This is a genomic window from Campylobacter australis (assembly GCF_050586305.1).
GTDB lineage: Bacteria > Campylobacterota > Campylobacteria > Campylobacterales > Campylobacteraceae > Campylobacter_A.
Genome location: NZ_JAXUAA010000001.1, coordinates 251,101 through 271,598 on the forward strand (window position 1 = coordinate 251,101; position 20,498 = coordinate 271,598).

The following is a 20,498-nucleotide window of genomic DNA, read 5'->3' on the forward strand; positions in this document are numbered from 1 at the left end:
ACTCTAAAAAGGTAAAATTTGAGACTTTTAACTATATTTTTGGTTGCTATTTTATTTTCTGTGTGCGCAAATTTTTATGCGTATAAGCGTTTTATTAGCAAAGTTGATTTCTTGCAACCATATTTGAAATTTATACGCATAGCGTTTTTTATCATAGTGCCATTTGAGATTATATTTTTCTTACAAATTCGCTTTGATATTTTAAACTTACAAGGCTATTTAATCGCAGGTACAATGGTAGCTTTTAGCTGGTTTTTGCTTTTTATAAGTCTTATTTATGATATTACAAAAAGTATATTAAAAAAGAGCAAATATAACTCAAATCGCCGAAAATTTATCAAATTTTGTTTTGATGTGACTTTTGTTGTACTTTTTGCGAGCTATTTTTTAAAAGGGGTTTTTTGTGCGCTTACTCCCCCAAAGGTAAAACACACTAATATAAAAATAAAAGGGCTAGCTTCTGGACTTAGGATAGCACTTATTTCAGATGTTCATATAGGTGAGTTTTTACAAAAAGAATTTATGGCAACACTGGTTTTTCAAATAAATGAGCAGCGCCCAGATATGGTTGTGATAGTAGGCGATCTTATCGACTTTGATGCACAAAAGATAGGTGATAGTTTAGATCCTCTAAAAGATTTGCGTTCCACTTATGGTACATTTTATGTCCCGGGTAATCACGAGTATTATCACGGAGTAAGGGATATAATGGTAAAAATTTCAGAACTTGGTATTAAAATTTTAGGTAATGAAAGTATCTCTGTGGGCGGTATAAATTTAGCTGGAGTTTATGATCTGGCTGGTTTTAGATTTAAACATTTTGAACCAGATTTAGAGCAAGCGTTGGCTGGTAAGGATGAGAGTTTGCCTACAGTTTTACTATCGCATCAGCCAAAATTTATAAAAACTATGCAAAAAGATGTAGATCTTGTTCTTTGTGGTCATACCCATGCTGGGCAAATTTTCCCTTTTCAGCTACTTGTGATGATAGATCAGCCATATTTATACGGACTTTATAAACATAATGATAAAATGCAAGTTTATGTTAGCTCTGGTGCTGGCTTTTGGGGTCCACCAGTTCGTATACTCGCACCAAGCGAGATAGCGATATTAAATTTATATGGAGAGTGAGTATGGATAGAGTGTTTTCTAGATATTTTGGACTTTTTGGTAAGATAAAATTTCCAAAAGCGGTACAAACTTTTATAAACGAACAGTATATAAAGTATTTTAAGCTTGATATGAGCGAGTTTGATAAAGCAAGCGAATATGAAAGTCTAAATGCTCTTTTTACAAGAAATTTTCTAAAAGAGCGTGAATTTGATAAGGATAGGCAAATTTTTATAAGTCCGTGCGATGGCACATGTCTAAGTAGCGGTACAACAAAAGATGGTATGGCTTTTAGTGTAAAGGGTAAAACTTACAGTCTAAAAGAGCTTTTGGAGCAAAGCATAAGTGAAGTCGAGTTAAAAAATGAGTATGATTTTGCTAATATCTACCTAAGCCCAAAAGACTACCATCACTATCATGCTCCGTGCGATCTTAAAATTTTAAAAGCCGTACATATGGGCGGTAAGCTTTATAGTGTAGCTAAAAAATGGCTTGAAAAAGTTGATGGGCTTTATGCTAAAAATGAGCGTGTTGCGCTTAGATGTCAGATGAGCAATGGCAAGCTGATGTGGCTTGTGTTTGTGGGGGCATTAAATGTTGGTAAGATGAAATTTGCTTTTGATGATCGGATACAAACAAATGCTAACGCCAGTCAAGTTCAGGTTTATGGATATGAAAATTTATATGTAAAAAAGGGCGAAAGGCTTGGAAATTTCGAGCTTGGCTCAACGATACTTATCATAAATGAAAAAAATGCGATAGAGTATAATCTAAGTGAAGAAAAACAAATAAAACAGGCTGAAACTATCGGCTTAGTAAGGCTTTAAAATGGCAAATGAACTAGCAAAAACTGAGCAGAGCTTAAGCGATCATATTAAAAACAATACCGTTGTGCAGTATTGGCAAGATGAGGCGGACTTTGATAAGCTAGCGCTTACGACAGTTGAAACGATGCGTTTTATAAATGAGGAGCAGATAAGAGAATTTGCTCAAAATTTACAAAAAAATAACGAGCAAATTCTGAGCATGACATTTGAGGGTGTTAAAAAGCGCCATGAAAAAGAGCTTGACGAGCTGATAAAAAAGCAGAAAAAAACAAGCGCCATAGCCTTTGTTTTAGGTGCTTTAACCTGTGCTATTGGCTTTATAATAGGCATGCTTATAATGGGTAAAATTTAAATTATCAAAAAAGATAAATTTAGCTACTCTATCCGTGGCGTTCCAAATAGATTTTGTGCTTCTTGCAAGATAGAGTTTTGTCTTATCGCTTCGCGCTCAGCCTCGCTTTTGTTTGAGTTTATAGATAGCAAGCTTGGTTTTTCTTTTGGCTCTTTTTGTATGACTGGCTGTGTGTCTGGTGTTTGTGATAATGAGGTTGCTTTGATATTTTCAAGCTCTTTGCTCATCATCTCATCAAGGCTACTTTTTGGCTTTTGTATCTGTTTTTTCTGGGCGTCTATTTTTGTATTTGCACCAAATACCTCTTTGCAAATTTGATTTATGATCTTAAATTTATCAACAAGCATCTGTCTATCATTACCATCTTGTGGTGTTGCAAGTGTTAAAATATCACTTTCAAAGGATACAAACTCCACACTTCGCTTAAAACACTCCCCAAGATCATAATCTCTGTCATAAAGCCTTGATGTGAAAACTTCATACTGGCTTTTTTGCGGTGCTTGCTTTAGTATAGGCTGAGCTTGTGGTATTTGTTTTACAGGTTGGCTAGCGATGTTTTGCTGTGGTTTTGGTGTTTGAGAAATTTGTGTTGCTTGACTAATAGCAATAGCGTCATCTATGCTTTGTAAATTTAATGCCTCAAGCATCATAAAAAACATTACACAAAGTACAAAGCCGTTGTCGCTAGTAGTGGTTAACATACTTTTTGCTTGAGCTAAAATCCGCAAAAATCTCTCATAAACAAGCAGTGAAAATTTACTATCTCCAGCTAGAAATTTCTCTTTTAAATTCGCTATAAGTTCGTCTATTATCATCTCTGGCTCATAGCTTTCAAACTCAGATATAAGCGCTCTTAATGTCTCTTTATCTTTTGCTAAGATAGTATCTAAAATTTGCTCTATCCTGCTTGGATCAAGAAGACCAAGCATAGATGCTACCGAGCTTTGCGTGAGTTTTTGCTCACTAAAGATAATGGCTTGATCAAGTAAAGTAAGAGTGTCGCGAAGTGATCCAGAGCCACTGCGAGCTAGAATTTCAAGCGCTTCATTTTCGTAGCTTATGCCCTCTTTGCTTAGGATAAATTGTAGATGTTTTATAATATTTAAACGACTTATCTGTTTAAATCTAAAATGCTGTGTACGCGAAAGAACCGTGGCTGGAAGCTTTAAAGGATCTGTCGTAGCAAGGATAAATTTAACATAGCTTGGTGGCTCTTCAAGTGTCTTTAAGAGCGCATTAAACGCTTCTTTTGTAAGCATATGTACTTCATCAATGATGAAAATTTTATAGCGTGCACTGGCTGGGGCGTACTTGGTTTGTTCTATAAGTTCTCTTATGTCATCTATCTTGCGGTGGCTAGCAGCATCCATCTCTATTATGTCCATATGTCTGTTCTCGTTTGCCATCTGGCAGTGAGGGCAAATTTCACACGGACGAGAGCTTGGACCATGCTCACAAACTAGGGCTTTTGAAAAAATTCTAGCACTTGATGTTTTGCCACTTCCGCGAAGTCCTGAAAAAAGGTATGCGTGGCTTATGCGACCTTCATTTAGTGCGTGGCTAAGACTTTTGCTGACTGCTTCTTGACCGATGAGCTCGTCAAAATTTTTGGGTCGATATTTTAGTGCTAGTGCTTGCAAGGCGCATTCCTTGTTGTGAATTTATGTTTATTTTACTAAAATTTGGATAAATTTCTCATATAACCAAACAAAAAGGGAGAATATGAGAAAAATTTTGGTTTTAGCTTTGCTTGCAGCTGGCATTTGTAGTTTTATGGGATGTGAGCGCAACGACTACCAACATCCGATGCATAGAGCCAATAAAGGTGGCTGAGTTGGAGAGGCTCTCCAACTACTCATTGAGGATAGATAATAACTCTGCGTTATCTTTTGTTTTTAACATTTTTGCATATAAAAATTTTAAAGCTTCAACATCATCCATACTCGCAATAGCTGTGCGTATAGCCCAAATTTTCTGAAGTTCATCTGGTTTTTGAAGTAGCTCCTCTTTTCTTGTACCCGACTTTAAGACACTTATGGCTGGATAAATTCTTCTATCTGAGATATTGCGATCTAACACAACTTCACTGTTTCCTGTGCCTTTAAATTCCTCAAATATCACCTCATCCATGCGTGAGCCAGTGTCAATAAGAGCAGTTGCGATTATCGTTAGACTGCCGCCACCTTCGATATTTCTAGCTGCACCAAAGAAGCGCTTTGGCTTGTGTAGAGCATTTGCGTCAACACCACCAGTTAGCACCTTGCCGCTTGGTGGAGTTACGGTGTTATAAGCACGAGCTAAACGAGTAATGCTGTCAAGAAGTATGATAACATCTTTTCCCATCTCTACAAGGCGTTTTGCTTTTTCGATGACAAGCTCTGCCACGCGCACATGGTTTTGTGCTGGAAGGTCAAAAGTAGAGCTATACACTTCGCCTTTTACACAACGTTGCATATCAGTCACTTCCTCTGGACGCTCATCGACTAAAAGCACCATGAGCTGAGCCTCTGGGTGGTTTTTGGCAATACCATGAGCAAGCTCTTTCATAAGCTCTGTTTTTCCGCTTCTTGGAGGCGCCACGATAAGCCCACGCTGACCTTTGCCAAGTGGCGTAAAAAGGTCTAAAACCCGTCCTGTAAGTTTCATGGCGTCATATTCAAGTTTTATTTTTTCAGTTGGAAAAAGTGGAGTTAGATTGTCAAAAAGTGGACGCTCTTTTGCTTCAGCAAGGGGCATATAGTTTATGGCTTCTATTTTTAATAAAGCATAGTATTTTTCCTGATCTTTTGGTTCTCTAACTTGCCCTGTAACTATGTCGCCAACACGAAGTGCAAATTTGCGTATTTGTGAGTTTGAAACATAAGCGTCATTTGAGCTATCACTAATATTTGCATCAACAGATCGTAAAAAGCCGTAGCCTTCGTTTGTTATCTCTAAAATTCCTGTAAAAAGTATGAAGCCGCCCTGTGATGTTTGTGTTTTTAAAATTTCAAATATTAAATCTTGTCGGCGAAATTCTCGTGGATTTTCCACACCTACGGCATTTGCTATCTGAACTAAATTTTCTAGATCAAGTGTTCTTAGCTCTTCGATTTTATGTCCATCAACTGGAGTATGAGTGCGGGTGTTTTGGTGTTTTTTAGTGGGTTTTGTGTTTTCTTTTTGGTCATTTTGCTGTTGGGTTTCGTTATTTTCCATATTTCCTCTTTAAAATTTGCGAATAATATCGATAGAAGTTTTTCACATTGAAGTTTTTAAAGTTGTGATTTTATAAAAATTTTGCTTTAATGTCAAGAAATGATATAATTGAGATTTATTTTTGATAAGGATTTTTAAAATGATGGATTTTAAGGACGGAAGTCGCGAGAAAAAGATCATCAAAACGGCTATTTTAGGGATTATCATAAATGTAATTTTAGCAAGTGTTAAAATTTTTATCGCTCTTGTTTCAAATTCAGTAGCCATAATTTCAGATGCTATAAACAATCTAAGTGATGCATTCTCAAGTTTAATAACGATATTTGGCTCAAAGTTAGCTCAAAAGCTACCAGATGAAAACCACCCATACGGTTATGGTAGGGTCGAATATATTGGTGGTTTAATAGTTTCAATCATCGTTCTCATGCTTGGCATTGAGTTTTTGCAAACTTCTATTCAAAATATTATTAAGCCAGTGGCTACAAGCTTTACGCCACCACTTTTACTTATACTTTTTATAGCCATTTTTGTAAAATTTGGGGTAGGGTTTTACTACCAAAAAGTTGGCAAAGAGACAAAATCTATCTCACTAAAAGCAGTTGGACAAGAGGCTTTAGGAGATGCGATAATAGCCACGATAATCTTAATCTCAGCTGCACTTTCATACTTTGCTAACATTCAAGTTGATGGCTATGCAGGGGCTTGTGCATCGTTGTTTATTATCTATAATGGTGTGATTTTGATAAAAGAAACATTTGATAAGATTGTGGGGCAAAGGGTTGAAAAGCAGATAAGCGATGAAATTTATGCTGCGATAAATTCATGCGATATAGTGCATGGCGCTTATGACCTCGTACTGCATAATTATGGTGTAGAGCGATATGTGGGCTCGGCAAATGTTGAGGTAGATGAGCATTTGCCACTTTGTGATGTTTCGCAAAAGTTAAATGAGCTACAAATTTCAATTTATAATAAATTTCGTGTTTATCTAGTTTTTGGGATTTACAGTATAAATTTGGGTCAAAATAGCGCAAAAGAGTGCATAACAAACAGCCTTTCTGACTTAGAAAGCATAAAGGAAATTCACGCATTTTTTATAAATTTAAAGCAAAAGCGCATACGATTTGATGTTGTGGTTGATTATAAAGAGCGTGATTTGGCTTGGCTTAGAGCTCAGATAGAGCAAAGAGTTGAGCAAAACTATCCTGATTTTGAAGTTTTTATAGTAATTGATAGGGAATTTAGCTAAACCGCCAAATTTTAGTTTTGGCGGTCTGTTTTGTGCTTGAATTATGACAAGAGTTACTTTTTTAGTGACTCTATATACTCATTTACGGCTTCAAGCTCGAGTTGGTTTAGGTTTTGCACCTGCGCTCTCATAGCTGAACCCATTCCGTATTTGTTGTTATTTCCCTCTTTGTATCCTTCAAGAGCGCGTAGTCTGCGGTCTTTTCGTAGGGTAACGATAGGGCTTGCTTTAGGATGATACTTTTGCGTACCATCTACGCCATGACAGCCAACACATTTTTTGTAAATTTCAGCCCCATCAACAGCAAATGCCAAAACACTAAAAACAGACGCAATCCCCAAAATGGCTAGTCTTTTCATATAAAATCCTTTGAAAATTTTAGCCATTATAGGGTGTGTTTTGAAATATTTATTAAATAATTTTTATTATTTAGTCTTTTTTATCTGGCTTGTTAAGAGCAATCATAAGTGACATAATAAGTATCCAAATAAAAACTGTAAATTGCTTATTCCAAAGCGGATCAGCAAAACTTCCTATAGTATAAATAACCATAAAAAGTGTAAAAATATTTTTGTATTCGCTACTATTTGTTTGAAATGCTTTTTTAAAAGCTAAAAAATAAATAGCAATCGTAAAGGCTAAGCCTATTATCCCCATCTGCATTGCTGACATTAAAAATTGGTTATGAAAGTGATTTGAGCTCATGAAAGCTTTCATTTTTGCTGGATAGTTGTCAAATTTTGGATTTTGTAGGGCTATGGCTGCTTCTTCTTCAAAGTCACCAAGACCTATACCAAAAATAGGATATTTTTTTAAAGTTTCATATGTTATGGCAAAAAAAGCAAGCCTTTGACCCCATGATGTATGTAGATTTCCACTACTTATACTTTTTATGTCGGCTATTGTATGTTCAACTCTCATTTTAAAAGAGTTGCTAAAATTAAAAGCCAACGCATAGATTACTATTAATGAAAATAGTGAGTATAATATACTTTTAAAATTGATTTTAAAAACAAGGAAAAACATAACTATAATAGCTGCTATATACGCCACTTGACCCGTTCTTCCAGTTTGTAAAAATAGATTGCTTGTAGTGCTTATAAAAAACAAACTCATGAAAATTTTGTCTTTAAGAGAGTAGCCTTTTGATATTATTCTGCTAAAAAGCAAGATAGATGTGAAGGCTAAGTATATACTATAATCTATATGAAACATAAATGGGCTTGGATTTGTCTTTGAACCAACTCCATACTCCCAAATTTCAAAATATATACCATAAGCCACTAACTCGCTAACAAACATACCATATAAAAATGCCGTTATTATCTTTTGTGCCCATTCTTTTTTAACAGATGTTGCAAGTACTATAAGAGTAAACCAATAAGCATAAAGCCTAAAAAATTTTAATGCAGTTTTTGTATTATCAGATAAAATAGCACTAAGTGCTATAACTGTATAAAATATTAAAAATATTATAAGAATTTTTGATGCTTTTATTTCTGCAAATTTTCTCTTAAAATCTCCCTCTAGTAGCCAAATTATTGGAAAAAAAATACTAAAAAAACTAATCGCACCTCTTGCAAAAGGCATAGTAAAGGCAAATATAATAACTGAATAAAAATATATTTTTTCGTAATTAATGTTTTTGTTTTTTATTAAAGTTGTCATTTTTTTAATTCTTTCTTATTATTTTAAAATACTATCTGGGCTTATATGTGTCCATTTGCCGCGTGGTTTATCGATGTATTGAAAATGCTCATTCGTAAAACTGCCTTGTACGCATGTAAAGCGATTGTGACGATGTGTAACGCTATTTTCATCAGTGATGGCTGCGTTTAAAACGGTTGGTCCAGTAAGTGCATATACGCCATTGCTCGTGTTTTTATCTTTGATATTTTGTACTATAATTTCTATAGTTTTTTTGATAAATTTATTATCGGGCGTACTTGCCATAAAGTAGTTGCTAAAGCGATGTTTTGTCATTAAAAATAGCTCACTTTGCTTCTCATCTATAAGCATGCTTGGCGGCAGACAAAAGCAAGCATCTATATCAAGATATACCCCGCCAAATTTATTCAGCACAAAAAGTCTAAAAAAGTCAGCTTTTGCTGCTCCATCATTTAGCTGGTCATAAGCATTAAAAGTATCCTCATCGCACAACTCTTTTATAAATTTTGTCGCATCGTCATTGCTAAAATGCCTATACTCCCAATCTAGTGATAAAAGTCTGTTAAAAAGATAGTTTATATATACTGGTAGAGAGACTTTGTAAGTATAGTTTATCTGCCAGATGGTTTTTGGGATATTGGTCTGTTTTTTTGGCGTAAGTTTTGCTTCGCTATAACGCGGTATGTTAAACCTCATTTTAGGAAAAATAAAATGAAATATATAGCCAAAACCCTTAACAAGAGTGCCTAAAATTTTACTTGTTCTATTGATAAAAAGTGCTAATGTCTGCAATGCCTGTCCTTACTCATAAATTTCATTATAAAACGCCTTAAAGCGTTTGTGTTGCCAGAGCCAAAGGTCTGGATTTTTAAGAATTTGTGCTGAGATTATATCGTTTTGAAGCTTAGTTAGTGTAAAAATTTTATCTTCATCTAAAATTTGCCTTACATCAATAGGCTCAAAGACCGTCACTTCGTGCTTTCTAAATTTACTTTTGGTGGTTAGTATTGGAACGATAAGTGCGTCAAGTTTTATAGCAAGCCTTGCTACAGCATCGGTGGCGATAACCTTTTTGCCTAAAAATTCTATCTCACAGCCAGCGTCTGTGTGCTGGTCGATAACGATAGCTACTTGGTTGCCTTTATTTAGGGTTTGTAGCATGCCTTTTGCTGCCGAGTGTTTTTCTATCATTGTGATGTTATTCTTGGCTCTTGCAGCGGCATAAATTTCTTGTATGTATGGGTTTTGCATCTTTTTATTTACCACACCAACTTTCATGTCAAAAGCTAGTGCAATTCCTGGCAAGGTAAGCTCCCACCCACCATAGTGCGCGGTAACAAATATGATTTTACGACCGCTATTAAGGGCATTTGCGATAAATTCACCGCCAACAACACTCATCTTTTTTAAAATTTCATCTTTTGGCAAATTTTGATTTTCAAGTAGCTCAAATATATTAAACGCAAGGCTTTTGTATGAATTTAGTGCTATCTTTTGTAGTTCTTGCTCACTTTTTGAGTTATTAAAAACTAATTTTAAATTTGAGATTGCTATTTTGCGGTAGTGAGAGTTTAGTTTATAGACTAAAAATGCAAAAATTTCAAGGATCTTTTTTGAAACTGGCTTTGGCACAAGCATAAAGATGCCGTTAAAGACGATATAAAGATGATAAAGAAATTTATATTGTAACTTTTTTGTTATGCTCACTTTTGCCCTTTTTTGTCTTTTATTTTACTAAAATAAACCTAAATTTTGAACTAGATTCAGCACATCTTTGGCAGTGATAAGTCTCATACAGTCATGATGAGAGAGTGGGCAGGTGCGCTTCATGCATGGCGCGCACGCTAGGTTTTTGCTGATGATATGGGCATTTTGATTCATCCATGGGCTGGTTTCATTAAATTTTGTAGGACCAAAGATGGCTACAGTAGGCACTTTAAAAGCCGCTGCTATATGCATAGGACCACTATCGTTTGTTATAAAAAGACTAAGTCCGCCAACGCGAGAGATTAGCTCATCTACGCTTGTTTTACCAGCTAGGTTTTGATAGTTTTTGATATTGTTTTGTTTTAGTATCTGTTGTATATCTGCGGCTATTTGTATTTCGCTAGGTCCGCCAAATATAACGATGTCAAATTTATCAGCCAAAGCCATAGCAACATCGGCAAACTCTTTTGGATACCATCTTTTGGCGCTTCCATATGTTGCACCGGGATTTATGCCCAGAGTTTTTCGCTCATAAAAAAACGGCTTGTGATATAGCTTTTGCTCTTTTGCATTTAAGTTAAGTCCTAAAAATTTATTTATAAAGTCGTTGTATCTAACGACTAAATGCGTTTCGTTTTTACTTAAACGGCGGTATTGCAACTTTTTTTTTGCTTTTATAAAAAACATCATAAATTTTGATGAAAAGCTACGCCTAAATGATATCGCTATATCAACTTCGCCAATGTTTTTAGCTAAATTTATTAGATTTATATATCTATTTCTGCTTTTTTTTGTCTCATTTACTATAAAGCGTTGGATATTTTCATATCCCTTAAAAACATGGTTTGAAACCGATGAGCCAAGTATGATAAGGCTTGCGTGTGGGTATGCTTTTATGATATTTTGCACTGCTGGTGTCACCATCACCGCATCTCCAAGCCACACAGGTATCTCAATAAATATCTTCATTTATCATCTTTTTGTATTCGTAAAATTGTGGCATTTTAATAAGTTTGCCATCTTTATTATCCACTAGTCCGTATCCAGGAGCTATAAGCTGATGCCAGTAAATCCGCTTTATTTTGCCTGTTTTTAGGGCTATATCGTGATATTTTCGCATAAAATGTGCATATTCATTCACGCTCACGCACTCTTTTTCACTAGTGGGTGCGTACGGAGCAGTGTTTTTAAGTGGGTAATTTGTTTCAGTTATATAAATTTCATTGCTAGTTTTTGGTGAAAATTTTACTAGAGCAAATAGCAAGTTTATCTTATTTTTTAGGTCAAATATGCCGTATTGCGAGTTTTGCGGATCGCCACGCCTATCTACATAAAGCAGGCTTGAAAGTTTATCAAATTTAACATTTTTTAGGCTAAAAAGCGTAGCTACATTGTGGTGAAACTCAAAGTCAATTACACTTGGGCCAATAAGTTTTATATATTTAAAGCTCTCATCTCTTAAATTTTGAGCTGTTTGGTAAAAATTTAGATACTCACAAGGTGCAAAAAAGCCCCATTTTAAGCGATTTATAGCTATGCCTATCTGAAACTCATTTGCAATGCCTTGAAATTTGGTAAAAATCTGCCTTAAATTTTCTCTAAAAAGCTCTAAATTTTCGATATTATCCCTATCTTGCATGATGGCTATGAGTATATTTTTGCCTTTAAATTTTAAAGCAAATTTTATGTATTCATCTAAATTTTGCATATCCCAAAGCGGCAGTCTTATAAGTAAATTTTTAACTCCAAGTTCATCTACTAGCCAAACTTGTTCGTCTCCTTTGTCTAAATTTATGCCTATGCCGTAAAAATCGCTCTTTACTAGCTTTTGTGAGCCTTTAAAAATTTTCATACAAATCGTAGCAAATGGCAAGATAAATAGTGACAAAAGAGCCATTTTCGCATAGTCAAGTTTAAAATTTTTACGCATATTTTTTTTATATTCTTTATCGGTTATCACGCTTGGTTGATCTGAGTAAAAGTCCCAAACAAACGGCTTTTTAAGCATCTAGTGCCTTTATAAATGCTGATTTTATCGTTTCAAACTCTTGTCTTGAGTACTCCTTTGATATGCAAAAATTTTGCTGACTTTCATTTATGCTGCCCCAGCGCTTAAAGCTTGCAAAAAGTGAGTTTCCAAAAAATGAAAAAGTGGGTGTATTTACCGCTGCTGCAAGGTGCATTGGACCAGTTGAGGTGCTTACAAAAAGTCTAAAATTTGACAAAAGCTTACAAAAATCTATCAAGCTTAAATTTGAGCGCCATAAAACAGCGTCAAAATCAAGCTTTGAGCTTATATATCTGTAAGCAGTATCATCGTCTGGACCAAAGCTAAAAACAGCCTTTGTGTTTGGTTTTTGACTTGTGATTTTAGCAAATAAGATATAATCATCAAGGCTTAAATTTCCATCACTACTACCGCCAAATCCTGGGTGAAAAGCAACGATATTAAGTCCTTTTTCTATCTTGTTTTCATCTAAAAAATTCTTAAAAATAGCCCTTTTTTCAGGTTCGCTAAATTCTAAAACTGGTCTTTTAAAATCTGGTGAAATTTCACTAAAAACTGAGCGTAAAAGCTCGATATTATACTCAAACTCACGCATTTTTACTTCACTTCTACGCTGCTTTATACGGATATTTGCAAAAATTTGAGCTATTTTTGTAGCTGGTGCTGCTCGCTTTTTTATCCCAGCTAAAAGCAGAGCAAGTGCTAGTTTTGTATCTGTAAAGGCACTAATGGCAATGTCAAATCGTCCTTGTTTTATCTTTTTTGATAGAGCAAAAACGCTCTCCTCATAAAGTAAAACTTCATCGATGAAATCGATATTTTTAGCAAAGTCATAATTTACTTTTGAAACTAGCACTGAAATTTTTGCATCTAAAATTTGCTCTTTTGCTAGCTTTATCATAGGTAAAGCTAGCACAAAGTCGCCGATCTTATCGTGTCTGGTTATGAGTATGTTCATTTTTTTGCTTCTTGGTTTAGCTCATAAAGTTTTATGTATTTATAAAAATTTGTTACAGCGTGTGAAACGGCGATAATAAGACCGACATAGCCGTCTAAAAAGCCTTTTTTAAATATATAGGTTTTAAAAAAAGAGTACGCAGCGTTTAAAAAAGCTTTGGCTGGGCTTGAGTGCTTTTTGCCTGCGTTGTTTTTGGCAAAGAGTGTTGAGTAGGTGTTTGCTTTTTGGACAAACTGCTCGATACTAGAGTAGCTGTAATGCCTGATATTTCCACCCAAAATTTCAGTTCTAAGACCTTGCGTTATGATATCTTCGTGCACATCGTTATCGTTATAGTGTGTGATTTTTTTATTGTATAGGCGTTTTATCTTTTGGTTATTCCATCCACAGTATTTTATCTGAATTTCTTTATAAAATGCGATAAAATTTAGCTTATAAACGCAGTTTTCATCAAGCGTTTTGTTTTGTAAAATGTTTCTTAGTTCGCTATCTACGACCTCATCGCTATCGATGATTAGTATCCAGTCATTTTTTGCATAGCTTGCGGCTTTATTTTTTGTACGCCCAAAACCCACAAACTCGCCTTGTATCAAATTTATATTTTTGTATGAGCTTGCGATTTGTAGTGAGTTGTCGGTAGAGCCGTTATCAAAAACTACGACATCATCTAAAAATTCAAGGCTTTTTAGAGTTTTATCAAGAGTTTTTTCGTTATTTTTGACCAAAACTACGCCGCTTATCATTTTTTAAGTATCCTTTTTGCAAGTGCTTTTAGTCTGTATTTTAACATGGATAATGGTTTAAATATCGCATCTGGTGAGCTTAGTGCATCGCCATTTATTCTGTATATTACGCCATTTATGCCACTAAAATCAGCCTGAATCGCATTGCCGATACGAAAAGCGTATTTGTAATGCTTTTTTGTAAATTTTAAAACTTCATCGTTATATTTGCCGTAGGGAAAAAACAAACTATCTACCTTTATATCTAACTTGTTTTCTAAAATTTCTTTTGAGCCACGAATTTCACTATCTAAATCGACGCCATCGTTGGTTAAAACTACATGAGAGTGCGAATGTGAGGCGATTTGAATAAGACCACTATCTATCATCTCTTTTAGCTCTTTATAGGTGCAAAATGTTGCTTTTTTAAAATTTTCAAAAAGATCGTTGTGTTCAAAACTTAGTCGTTCGTTTGATGGGGTTTGTGTGTCGTCTAGGATAAATTTGCTAGGGACTGCGAGTGTAGCTTTTAGGTTGTATTTTTTTAAAAGCGGGAAAACAAGTAGATAAAAGTCTGCATAAGCATCATCAAATGTTATGTGAACGCACTTTCCTTGCACGCTTTCTCCTGCAAAAATAGTTGTAAAATTTTGTTTTATGTATTTTAAATGCTGCTTAAAAATTTCAACATCATTAGAACACCTGTCGCTATTTAGATGATGATACATTATGCTTATTAGCACTTTTGTCCTTTTAGTCGTTTTTTTAAATTTTTTCTTGCTTTTAGTCTATGCGAATATTTCATTGCCATATCGATACATCTGCTCTCATCGGCGTTTGAGAGTTTTGCGTATTCAACAGCGATAGACTTCATATCCTCATTTGTAGCCCAAAGCATAGAGAAATTTTTAAGCCTATCTTTTAACTTTAATTTTTTAAATTTCATTCTATTTATATCAACTATTTTAAACTCGTATCGGTTGCCGCTTTGTTTTATTAAGATGTTTCCAGGACTGTAGTCAAGATGTAAAATTTCTTGCTCGTGAAGTGCATATGTAAATGCTACAAATTGTTTTAAAATGCTATCTTTGTTTAAAAACTCATCGTCTAGTAAAACTTCTCTTATAGTAAAATCATATGCAAAATTTTCACTTACAAAAAAACTCTCGTAAAGTAATTTATGTTCGTAAAACTCGATATATCCTATAGGTTTTGGTGTGAAATTTTCAATCCTTAAAGCATGCTCATATGACTTTTGTGCTTTTGTTTTTTTGCCAAAAAAGTATAAAATTTTATTAAAAATGTTTGGAATTTTAAAACTTTTTACAACCACTTCTGTGCCATTTTGACTAATGAGCTTTATCTCGTTTCGTGCTTTATGTAGCGAGTTTTGTGAGCTTTGAAACTTATCTTTTATATCTAGCAAAAACTCTTTTAGCCAATTAAAATTTTCATTTAGGGTAAGCTTGTATTGTTTCATTTCCCATCCATAAGTTTATATAGATTTTAACCAAAATCAGCTTAATAGCCTTTTAAGCATTTAGTGGTATATTTGCAAGTTTAGATATTTTATGAGGGAAAAATATGGCCAAAATTTTAGAGCTTTGTCTGTCACCTGATCTTGGTGGGCTTGAGCTATATATGAAAAATGCGACTAAAAATTTAAACTCAACTGCTGTAATAGGCAAAAACTCAAAGCTTAAAGCAGCTTTTGAGGCTGAAAATTTAGCATTTTATGAGATGGATAGGTTTGCGGTTTTTCATCTTGCTAATATTATCGATAGTCAAAATATTGATGTCTTGCATATCCACTGGACAAAAGACATTTTAACTGCTGTTTTGGCAAAAAAACTATCACGCAAAAAACCAAAGATAGTCCAAACCAGACACATGCATATGACGCGCTTTAAAAATGACTTTTACCATAAATTTTTATATAAAAATATCGATATGATTATCGCAGTTACTGAGCTTTTGCAAGAGCAGATAAATAAATTTATCCCAAGCAATATACGCCCAAAGGTAAAGGTTTGCTACCTTGGCGTAAAAGAGATAGCATCACTTGATAAAGATAAAAAGCTTAAGTTAAGGGGCAGTTTGGGGATTGAAAATGAGTTTGTGATAGGTATAGTTGGCAGAGTTGAAGAGGCAAAAGGGCAGCACATCGTTTTAAATGCAGCTAAAATTTTAAGAGATTTAAATATAAATTTGCGTGTTTTAGTTGTTGGTGGGTGCATGGATGAGAGGTACTTAAATGCCCTTAAGGAGAAACACAAGGATGATATATTTCTTGGGCATGTTCAAAATGCAAGCGAATATATGCAAATTTGTGATTGCGTCGTGCTGGCTACAAAAAAAGAGACTTTTGGACTTGTTTTGGCTGAGGCTATGCGAGCTGGTGTGTGTGTTTTAGCCAGCGATAGCGGAGGCCCTCTTGAGATTATAGATGATAGCAAAAATGGGCTTTTGTTTGAAGCGTTTAATAGTAAGGAACTTGCCAGAAAGCTAAAGCTTGTTATAGATGATGAAAATTTTAGACAGACGCTGGCTAGAAATGGTAAGGAAAAAGCAGATAATAAATTTAACGAAATCACGCATTTTGCAGAGCTTGTAGCTATACTAAATGAAATTTAAGACAAGAGCTTTTTTGCTGTTTGTGTAATGCTTTGCGGTAAGATTTCATTTATGCAAAGGTCATTTTTATCTATCTTTTTAGCGTCTATCTTCTTGCCGGCGTCAATGACTAAATTTTGGCTAGTGGTATAGGCATTTCTGTGGCTTGGACGATTTCCAAAAAGTGTTATGGAGGCGACATTTTGCGCCCAAGCGATGTGTGTAACCCCACTATCGTTACCGATAACTAGCTCACAGCCATTTATAAAGTCCACAAGTTGGTTAAGGCTCATCTTATCAAGTAGCTTTGCGTGCGTTCCTTGCGTAAGAGCAAGTGCTTGAATGCGCTCTTTTTCATTTGCGTAGCAGACTAAAATTTCATACTCGCTAAGCCCTAAGATAACATCCTTAAACTTATCATAACATTTATCAGTCTCACTTGCAAATGGTGCTATGAGTATGCGTTTTGGCGAGTTTTCTTGCTGTTTTATATAGTTTTTTAGACATGGAGTTTTGGTTAAAATTTCTTTTTTTAAGAAGTTAAAATTTAGTGCAAAAGATGCAAGTTTTAGGTTTCTTAATATAATATTTTCATTATAATTGCATGTAAGTTTGGTGGTGTAAAAAAGGCTAGCAAGCGGCTCTTTTATGCTTTTTTTGTCAAATCCATAGCTATTTTTACTAAGCAATTTTGTAATGATGGCTGATTTTATCAATCCTTGCAAGTCAATAGCAACATCAAATTTACCAAGTGAGCGCACTATCTGAAAAGTTTTTTTAAATTTTTTATCTTTTAGTGGAACTAAAACAAGGCGGTCTATATGCTCGTGCCCATCTAAAATTTCACCAAATTTTTCATCTGCTATCCATGTGATTTTAACATCTAAAAGATTTCTTTTTATAAATTGTAAAACGATACAAGAGTGCACAATATCGCCGATGGCAGATAGTCTAACGATGGCGATATTAAGAGTTTTATTCATTTTTCTCGCTTATAAATTTTGAAATTTAGTCGCATTTTACAAAGATTTTTCTAAAAAAACATTAAATCGCTAAGATTTATTTTAAATTTTTAATCGTATAATTGAAAAAATAAATTTGAAAGAAAAATGTAATTTTATGTCAAAATTTAAGTGTTCACATTGCCAGCTTGTATTTGATGAAAATTCAGCTATAACAAACGATAGTGGTCAAAAATTTTGTTGTAGTGGATGTAAAAATGTTTATGAACTTTTACACGAAAGCGGCTTTGATGAGTTTTACTCAAGACTTGGTAAATCCACTCTAAGTCCGCAAAATAGCCTAAATATAACAAAACAAAGCGTTCAAAGTTTGTATAAGGAATTTGTTAAAAGCGAAGATGGATTTAATAAGATAAACCTTGTCATAGAGGGCATTCACTGTTCGGCTTGTATCTGGCTAAATGAAAAGGTTTTACACTCTATGCCGGGTGTGATTGAGGCTAGTGTAAATGCTACAAATAACAAAGCCACTGTTATTTGGGATGAGGAGCTTATAGGTTTGGATGAAATTTTAGCTGGACTTAATGCTGTTGGATATCGTGCTTACGCTTATGATATAAGCCGTGAAGAGGAGCGTATGGCGTCAAAAAGGCGTGAGTTTTACATGAAGCTTTTGGTTGGCATTTTTTGCGTGATGAATATAATGTGGATTGCCGTATCACAGTATGCGGGCTATTTTAGCGGGATAGATGCAAGTGTGCGAGATATATTAAATTTTGCTGAGTTTTTGCTCGCAACCCCTGTGCTTTTTTATACAGGAAGTGCATTTTTTAGTGGTGCAAAGATAGCCTTAAAGACTAAAACGCCAAATATGGACTTGCTGGTTATAACTGGCGCTAGTTTGGCTTATGTTTATTCGATTTATGCGATGTTTAGCCGTACTGGAGAAGTGTATTTTGACTCGGTGGCGATGATTATAACTTTTGTATTTGTGGGTAAATTTTTAGAAATTTTAAGCAAAAAACGAGCCAGTGATACTATTGATGGGCTAAATTTGCTTACCTTAAGTGAGGTTTGCGTTTTAAATGGAGAAAATTTAGAGCAAAAAAATGCCCGCGATGTCGTGGCTGGAGAAACTATCGTTTTAAAAGCTGGCGATAAGGTTTTAATAGACGGTATCATAAAGAGTGGCGAAGCTAGCTTTGATCTATCAAGCTTAAATGGCGAGAGTATCCCTGTTGTTTTAGCTAAAGATGAGAGTGTAAAAAGTGGCTCGATATGCTTAGATGGTTTGGTTTATTATACCGCAAGTGCAAATTTTGAAAGCTCGCTTTTAAGCAAGATCATCGCTATGCTTGAAAATGCAACACTCAAAAAGCCAAAAATAGAACAGTTTGCCAATGAAATTTCGCCAAAATTTTCACTCATTGTCCTTGGTATAGCTTTGGCTACATTTTTTTATTATTTATCAACTACAAGCTTTCAAAATGCCCTTATCATAGCTATCTCTGTTATAGTTATAGCTTGCCCGTGTGCTCTTGCTCTTGCAACGCCTGTTGCAACGCTTTGTGCTCTTGGAGTAGGGCTAAAAAAGGGTGTGATATTTAAAGAGGCAAAATTTATAGAAAGTCTTGCAAAGTGCGATACTGTGGTTTTTGATAAGACTGGTACACTCACAAATTCAGCTCTTGTAGTTAGTGAGTTTGTGAAATTTAAAGAATTTGATGATGGCGTGATACTTGCTCTTGCAAATGCTTCAAGCCACCCAGTAAGCATGGCTGTGGCAAAATTTCTTTGTAAGAATCAGCCAGTAGTGCTAACAAATGCAAAAGAGTTTATGGCAAAGGGAGTTAGCGCTAGTTTAGATGATAAAATTTTGCTTGGTGGAAGCGCTAGATTTATGCGAGAAAATCAAGTTTCATGCGATAGTGATGATGCTCAGTATTTTGTCGCTTTTAACGGTGAGTTGGTGGCAAAATTTATCCTAAAGGATGAGCTAAGACAGGGTGCAAAAGAGTGTGTGGATACGCTAAAATCCCTTGGTATTCGCTCACTTATCTTAAGTGGGGATACGCAGCAAAATGTAAAAAAAGTCGCAGATGAGCTTGGCATTGAGTTTTGGGCTGGTGTTTTGCCTGATGAAAAGGCGGAATTTATAAGCGAGCTTGTGCTAAATTCTCATCAAGTTGCTTTTGTTGGCGATGGTATAAATGACAGCATAGCTATGAGCTTGGCCCAGATTGGTGTTTGTATGAGGGGCGGAGCAGATGTGAGCTTAGAAAGAAGTGATGTGGCGCTTTTAAATAACGATCTTGCGGCATTTACAAGTGCTATGAAGCTTTCAAGAGCAACCCTTAGAAAAATAAAGCAAAATCTCTTTTTTAGTCTATGCTACAACGCATTTACGCTACCACTTGCGGTTATGGGGTTTATCATACCGCTATTTGCTGCTATATCAATGTCGCTTAGCTCGCTTGTAGTTGTTTTAAACTCTCTTGCGTTAAGGCGAGAATTTAAGGAGAAAAATGGATAGTTCGGTTTTGATGATAATGCTTGCGGTGTCGCTATTTTTAGGAGCTTGTGTGCTTTTTGGAGTGATATGGGGTGTGAAAAATCGCCAGTTTGATGACTACCGCAAATTTCTAGACGGAGCACATTTTGACGATGAAGATGCGTTAAATGATGCTTATGAGCTTGAAAGACGCAAAAAAGAGGCGCTAGAGCGTAAAAACAAATTTGAGTCATGATAAAAAACATCTTTGAAGATCTTAATTTCTCCCCTCAAAATGAGCTTGTTTGTGATGTTTTTCGGGGTAAAAATTTTCGTATTGAGCGGATGCTTTCATACGGACAAACAACAAATTGGCAAGAGCAGGACGAAGATGAGTGGGTTTGCGTGATAGATGGCAAGGCTAGGATCTTGTTTGAAGGAGAGCTTGGCAAGCAGACTGCTCTTTGTTTTTTAAATTTACAAGATAAGACGGTTAAAGAAAAAAGCATTGAGATTTTGCTGCAAAAGGGCGATACTCTCTTTATCCCAGCTGGTGCAAAACACAGAGTTAGTTATACCTCTAAAGGTTGTTTTTGGCTTTGTGTTTTTGCAAAAAATCAATAATATAAAATA

Annotated in this window: 21 protein-coding genes; 8 read left to right on the forward strand and 13 right to left on the reverse strand. The window is 35.1% G+C overall.

The features are described from left to right. Positions 1-18: 18 nt before the first annotated feature. Genes U5B17_RS01295 through U5B17_RS01305 form a run of 3 tightly spaced genes read left to right on the forward strand, consistent with a single transcriptional unit; the run spans position 19 to position 2,289 of the window. Positions 19-1,131 (forward strand): metallophosphoesterase, encoded by a 1,113-nt coding sequence (locus tag U5B17_RS01295; RefSeq protein WP_430803559.1) that lies wholly within the window; start codon positions 19-21, stop codon positions 1,129-1,131. Beyond that, the gene (locus U5B17_RS01300) at positions 1,128-1,937 is read left to right on the forward strand and encodes a phosphatidylserine decarboxylase (protein ID WP_430803560.1); all 810 of its coding nucleotides are present in this window, start codon (positions 1,128-1,130) and stop codon (positions 1,935-1,937) included. The genes U5B17_RS01295 and U5B17_RS01300 overlap by 4 nt, the downstream gene beginning before the upstream one ends. Before the next feature lies 1 nt (position 1,938). Next, complete coding sequence (locus tag U5B17_RS01305) at positions 1,939-2,289, forward strand: hypothetical protein (RefSeq protein WP_430803561.1); 351 nt, start codon at positions 1,939-1,941, stop codon at positions 2,287-2,289. 23 nt (positions 2,290-2,312) lie between these two features. Here U5B17_RS01305 and U5B17_RS01310 read toward each other — a convergent pair whose 3' ends face one another. Both U5B17_RS01310 and rho read right to left on the reverse strand, forming a co-directional pair. Next, positions 2,313-3,929 carry a DNA polymerase III subunit gamma/tau gene (locus U5B17_RS01310; protein WP_430803562.1) on the reverse strand — a complete coding sequence of 539 codons (1,617 nt, stop codon included), beginning with the start codon at positions 3,927-3,929 and terminating at the stop codon, positions 2,313-2,315. A gap of 211 nt (positions 3,930-4,140) precedes the next feature. Continuing rightward, complete coding sequence (gene rho, locus U5B17_RS01315) at positions 4,141-5,487, reverse strand: transcription termination factor Rho (protein WP_430803563.1); 1,347 nt, start codon at positions 5,485-5,487, stop codon at positions 4,141-4,143. A gap of 139 nt (positions 5,488-5,626) precedes the next feature. Here rho and U5B17_RS01320 point away from each other — a divergent pair, with 139 nt between their 5' ends. Continuing rightward, positions 5,627-6,736, forward strand: coding sequence for a cation diffusion facilitator family transporter (locus U5B17_RS01320; RefSeq protein WP_430803565.1), 1,110 nt, complete (start codon positions 5,627-5,629; stop codon positions 6,734-6,736). Positions 6,737-6,789: 53 nt separating this feature from the next. Here U5B17_RS01320 and U5B17_RS01325 read toward each other — a convergent pair whose 3' ends face one another. The 10 genes from U5B17_RS01325 to U5B17_RS01370 all read right to left on the reverse strand — a co-directional run bounded on the left by U5B17_RS01325 (position 6,790) and on the right by U5B17_RS01370 (position 15,279). Then, the gene (locus U5B17_RS01325; protein WP_430803566.1) at positions 6,790-7,095 is read right to left on the reverse strand and encodes a c-type cytochrome; all 306 of its coding nucleotides are present in this window, start codon (positions 7,093-7,095) and stop codon (positions 6,790-6,792) included. 70 nt (positions 7,096-7,165) lie between these two features. After that, positions 7,166-8,404, reverse strand: a complete 1,239-nt coding sequence (locus U5B17_RS01330) for an O-antigen ligase family protein (RefSeq protein ID WP_430803567.1) — start codon at positions 8,402-8,404, stop codon at positions 7,166-7,168. Between the two features lie 18 nt (positions 8,405-8,422). Next, positions 8,423-9,196: a glycosyltransferase family 32 protein gene (locus U5B17_RS01335; protein ID WP_430803568.1), complete on the reverse strand. Its 774-nt coding sequence runs from the start codon at positions 9,194-9,196 to the stop codon at positions 8,423-8,425. 9 nt (positions 9,197-9,205) lie between these two features. Beyond that, positions 9,206-10,111, reverse strand: coding sequence for an LpxL/LpxP family acyltransferase (locus U5B17_RS01340; RefSeq protein WP_430803569.1), 906 nt, complete (start codon positions 10,109-10,111; stop codon positions 9,206-9,208). Positions 10,112-10,138: 27 nt separating this feature from the next. Then, entirely contained in the window at positions 10,139-11,080 is a 942-nt protein-coding gene (gene waaF, locus U5B17_RS01345) for a lipopolysaccharide heptosyltransferase II (RefSeq protein WP_430803570.1), read from the reverse strand. Next, positions 11,064-12,119 carry a hypothetical protein gene (locus U5B17_RS01350; RefSeq protein WP_430803571.1) on the reverse strand — a complete coding sequence of 352 codons (1,056 nt, stop codon included), beginning with the start codon at positions 12,117-12,119 and terminating at the stop codon, positions 11,064-11,066. The genes waaF and U5B17_RS01350 overlap by 17 nt, the downstream gene beginning before the upstream one ends. Next, complete coding sequence (locus U5B17_RS01355; protein ID WP_430803572.1) at positions 12,112-13,077, reverse strand: glycosyltransferase family 9 protein; 966 nt, start codon at positions 13,075-13,077, stop codon at positions 12,112-12,114. Before U5B17_RS01355 ends, U5B17_RS01350 begins: the two co-directional genes overlap by 8 nt. Continuing rightward, a complete protein-coding gene (locus tag U5B17_RS01360; RefSeq protein WP_430803573.1) occupies positions 13,074-13,820 on the reverse strand; it encodes a glycosyltransferase family 2 protein in 747 nt (248 codons plus the stop codon). The genes U5B17_RS01355 and U5B17_RS01360 overlap by 4 nt, the downstream gene beginning before the upstream one ends. Then, entirely contained in the window at positions 13,817-14,542 is a 726-nt protein-coding gene (locus tag U5B17_RS01365; protein WP_430803574.1) for a polysaccharide deacetylase family protein, read from the reverse strand. Before U5B17_RS01365 ends, U5B17_RS01360 begins: the two co-directional genes overlap by 4 nt. Further along, positions 14,536-15,279 carry a lipopolysaccharide kinase InaA family protein gene (locus U5B17_RS01370; RefSeq protein WP_430803575.1) on the reverse strand — a complete coding sequence of 248 codons (744 nt, stop codon included), beginning with the start codon at positions 15,277-15,279 and terminating at the stop codon, positions 14,536-14,538. Before U5B17_RS01370 ends, U5B17_RS01365 begins: the two co-directional genes overlap by 7 nt. Positions 15,280-15,383: 104 nt before the next feature. Here U5B17_RS01370 and U5B17_RS01375 point away from each other — a divergent pair, with 104 nt between their 5' ends. Continuing rightward, entirely contained in the window at positions 15,384-16,433 is a 1,050-nt protein-coding gene (locus tag U5B17_RS01375) for a glycosyltransferase family 4 protein (RefSeq protein WP_430803576.1), read from the forward strand. On the opposite strand, the gene waaC is transcribed toward U5B17_RS01375, so the two are convergent. Beyond that, on the reverse strand, positions 16,430-17,395 hold the full coding sequence (waaC, locus tag U5B17_RS01380) for a lipopolysaccharide heptosyltransferase I (protein ID WP_430803577.1): 966 nt from the start codon (positions 17,393-17,395) through the stop codon (positions 16,430-16,432). The two genes, U5B17_RS01375 and waaC, sit on opposite strands and share 4 nt — an antisense overlap. 136 nt (positions 17,396-17,531) lie before the next feature. On the opposite strand from waaC, the gene U5B17_RS01385 reads away from it, so the two are divergent. Genes U5B17_RS01385 through U5B17_RS01395 form a run of 3 tightly spaced genes read left to right on the forward strand, consistent with a single transcriptional unit; the run spans position 17,532 to position 20,489 of the window. After that, complete coding sequence (locus tag U5B17_RS01385) at positions 17,532-19,907, forward strand: heavy metal translocating P-type ATPase (RefSeq protein ID WP_430803578.1); 2,376 nt, start codon at positions 17,532-17,534, stop codon at positions 19,905-19,907. Beyond that, positions 19,900-20,121 carry a cbb3-type cytochrome oxidase assembly protein CcoS gene (ccoS, locus tag U5B17_RS01390; RefSeq protein ID WP_430803579.1) on the forward strand — a complete coding sequence of 74 codons (222 nt, stop codon included), beginning with the start codon at positions 19,900-19,902 and terminating at the stop codon, positions 20,119-20,121. Before U5B17_RS01385 ends, ccoS begins: the two co-directional genes overlap by 8 nt. After that, entirely contained in the window at positions 20,118-20,489 is a 372-nt protein-coding gene (locus U5B17_RS01395) for a cupin domain-containing protein (RefSeq protein ID WP_430803580.1), read from the forward strand. Before ccoS ends, U5B17_RS01395 begins: the two co-directional genes overlap by 4 nt. Positions 20,490-20,498: the final 9 nt, after the last annotated feature.

Bases quoted from the DNA above. Each gene is read 5' to 3' on its own strand.
- ccoS (WP_430803579.1), top strand. From the start codon at position 19,900: ATGGATAGTTCGGTTTTGATGATAATGCTTGCGGTGTCGCTATTTTTA.
- U5B17_RS01370 (WP_430803575.1), bottom strand. From the start codon at position 15,279: ATGAAACAATACAAGCTTACCCTAAATGAAAATTTTAATTGGCTAAAA.
- U5B17_RS01360 (WP_430803573.1), bottom strand. From the start codon at position 13,820: ATGATAAGCGGCGTAGTTTTGGTCAAAAATAACGAAAAAACTCTTGAT.
- U5B17_RS01350 (WP_430803571.1), bottom strand. From the start codon at position 12,119: ATGCTTAAAAAGCCGTTTGTTTGGGACTTTTACTCAGATCAACCAAGC.
- U5B17_RS01355 (WP_430803572.1), bottom strand. From the start codon at position 13,077: ATGAACATACTCATAACCAGACACGATAAGATCGGCGACTTTGTGCTA.
- U5B17_RS01330 (WP_430803567.1), bottom strand. From the start codon at position 8,404: ATGACAACTTTAATAAAAAACAAAAACATTAATTACGAAAAAATATAT.
- U5B17_RS01325 (WP_430803566.1), bottom strand. From the start codon at position 7,095: ATGAAAAGACTAGCCATTTTGGGGATTGCGTCTGTTTTTAGTGTTTTG.
- U5B17_RS01305 (WP_430803561.1), top strand. From the start codon at position 1,939: ATGGCAAATGAACTAGCAAAAACTGAGCAGAGCTTAAGCGATCATATT.
- rho (WP_430803563.1), bottom strand. From the start codon at position 5,487: ATGGAAAATAACGAAACCCAACAGCAAAATGACCAAAAAGAAAACACA.
- U5B17_RS01320 (WP_430803565.1), top strand. From the start codon at position 5,627: ATGATGGATTTTAAGGACGGAAGTCGCGAGAAAAAGATCATCAAAACG.
- U5B17_RS01385 (WP_430803578.1), top strand. From the start codon at position 17,532: ATGTCAAAATTTAAGTGTTCACATTGCCAGCTTGTATTTGATGAAAAT.
- waaC (WP_430803577.1), bottom strand. From the start codon at position 17,395: ATGAATAAAACTCTTAATATCGCCATCGTTAGACTATCTGCCATCGGC.
- U5B17_RS01375 (WP_430803576.1), top strand. From the start codon at position 15,384: ATGGCCAAAATTTTAGAGCTTTGTCTGTCACCTGATCTTGGTGGGCTT.
- U5B17_RS01395 (WP_430803580.1), top strand. From the start codon at position 20,118: ATGATAAAAAACATCTTTGAAGATCTTAATTTCTCCCCTCAAAATGAG.
- waaF (WP_430803570.1), bottom strand. From the start codon at position 11,080: ATGAAGATATTTATTGAGATACCTGTGTGGCTTGGAGATGCGGTGATG.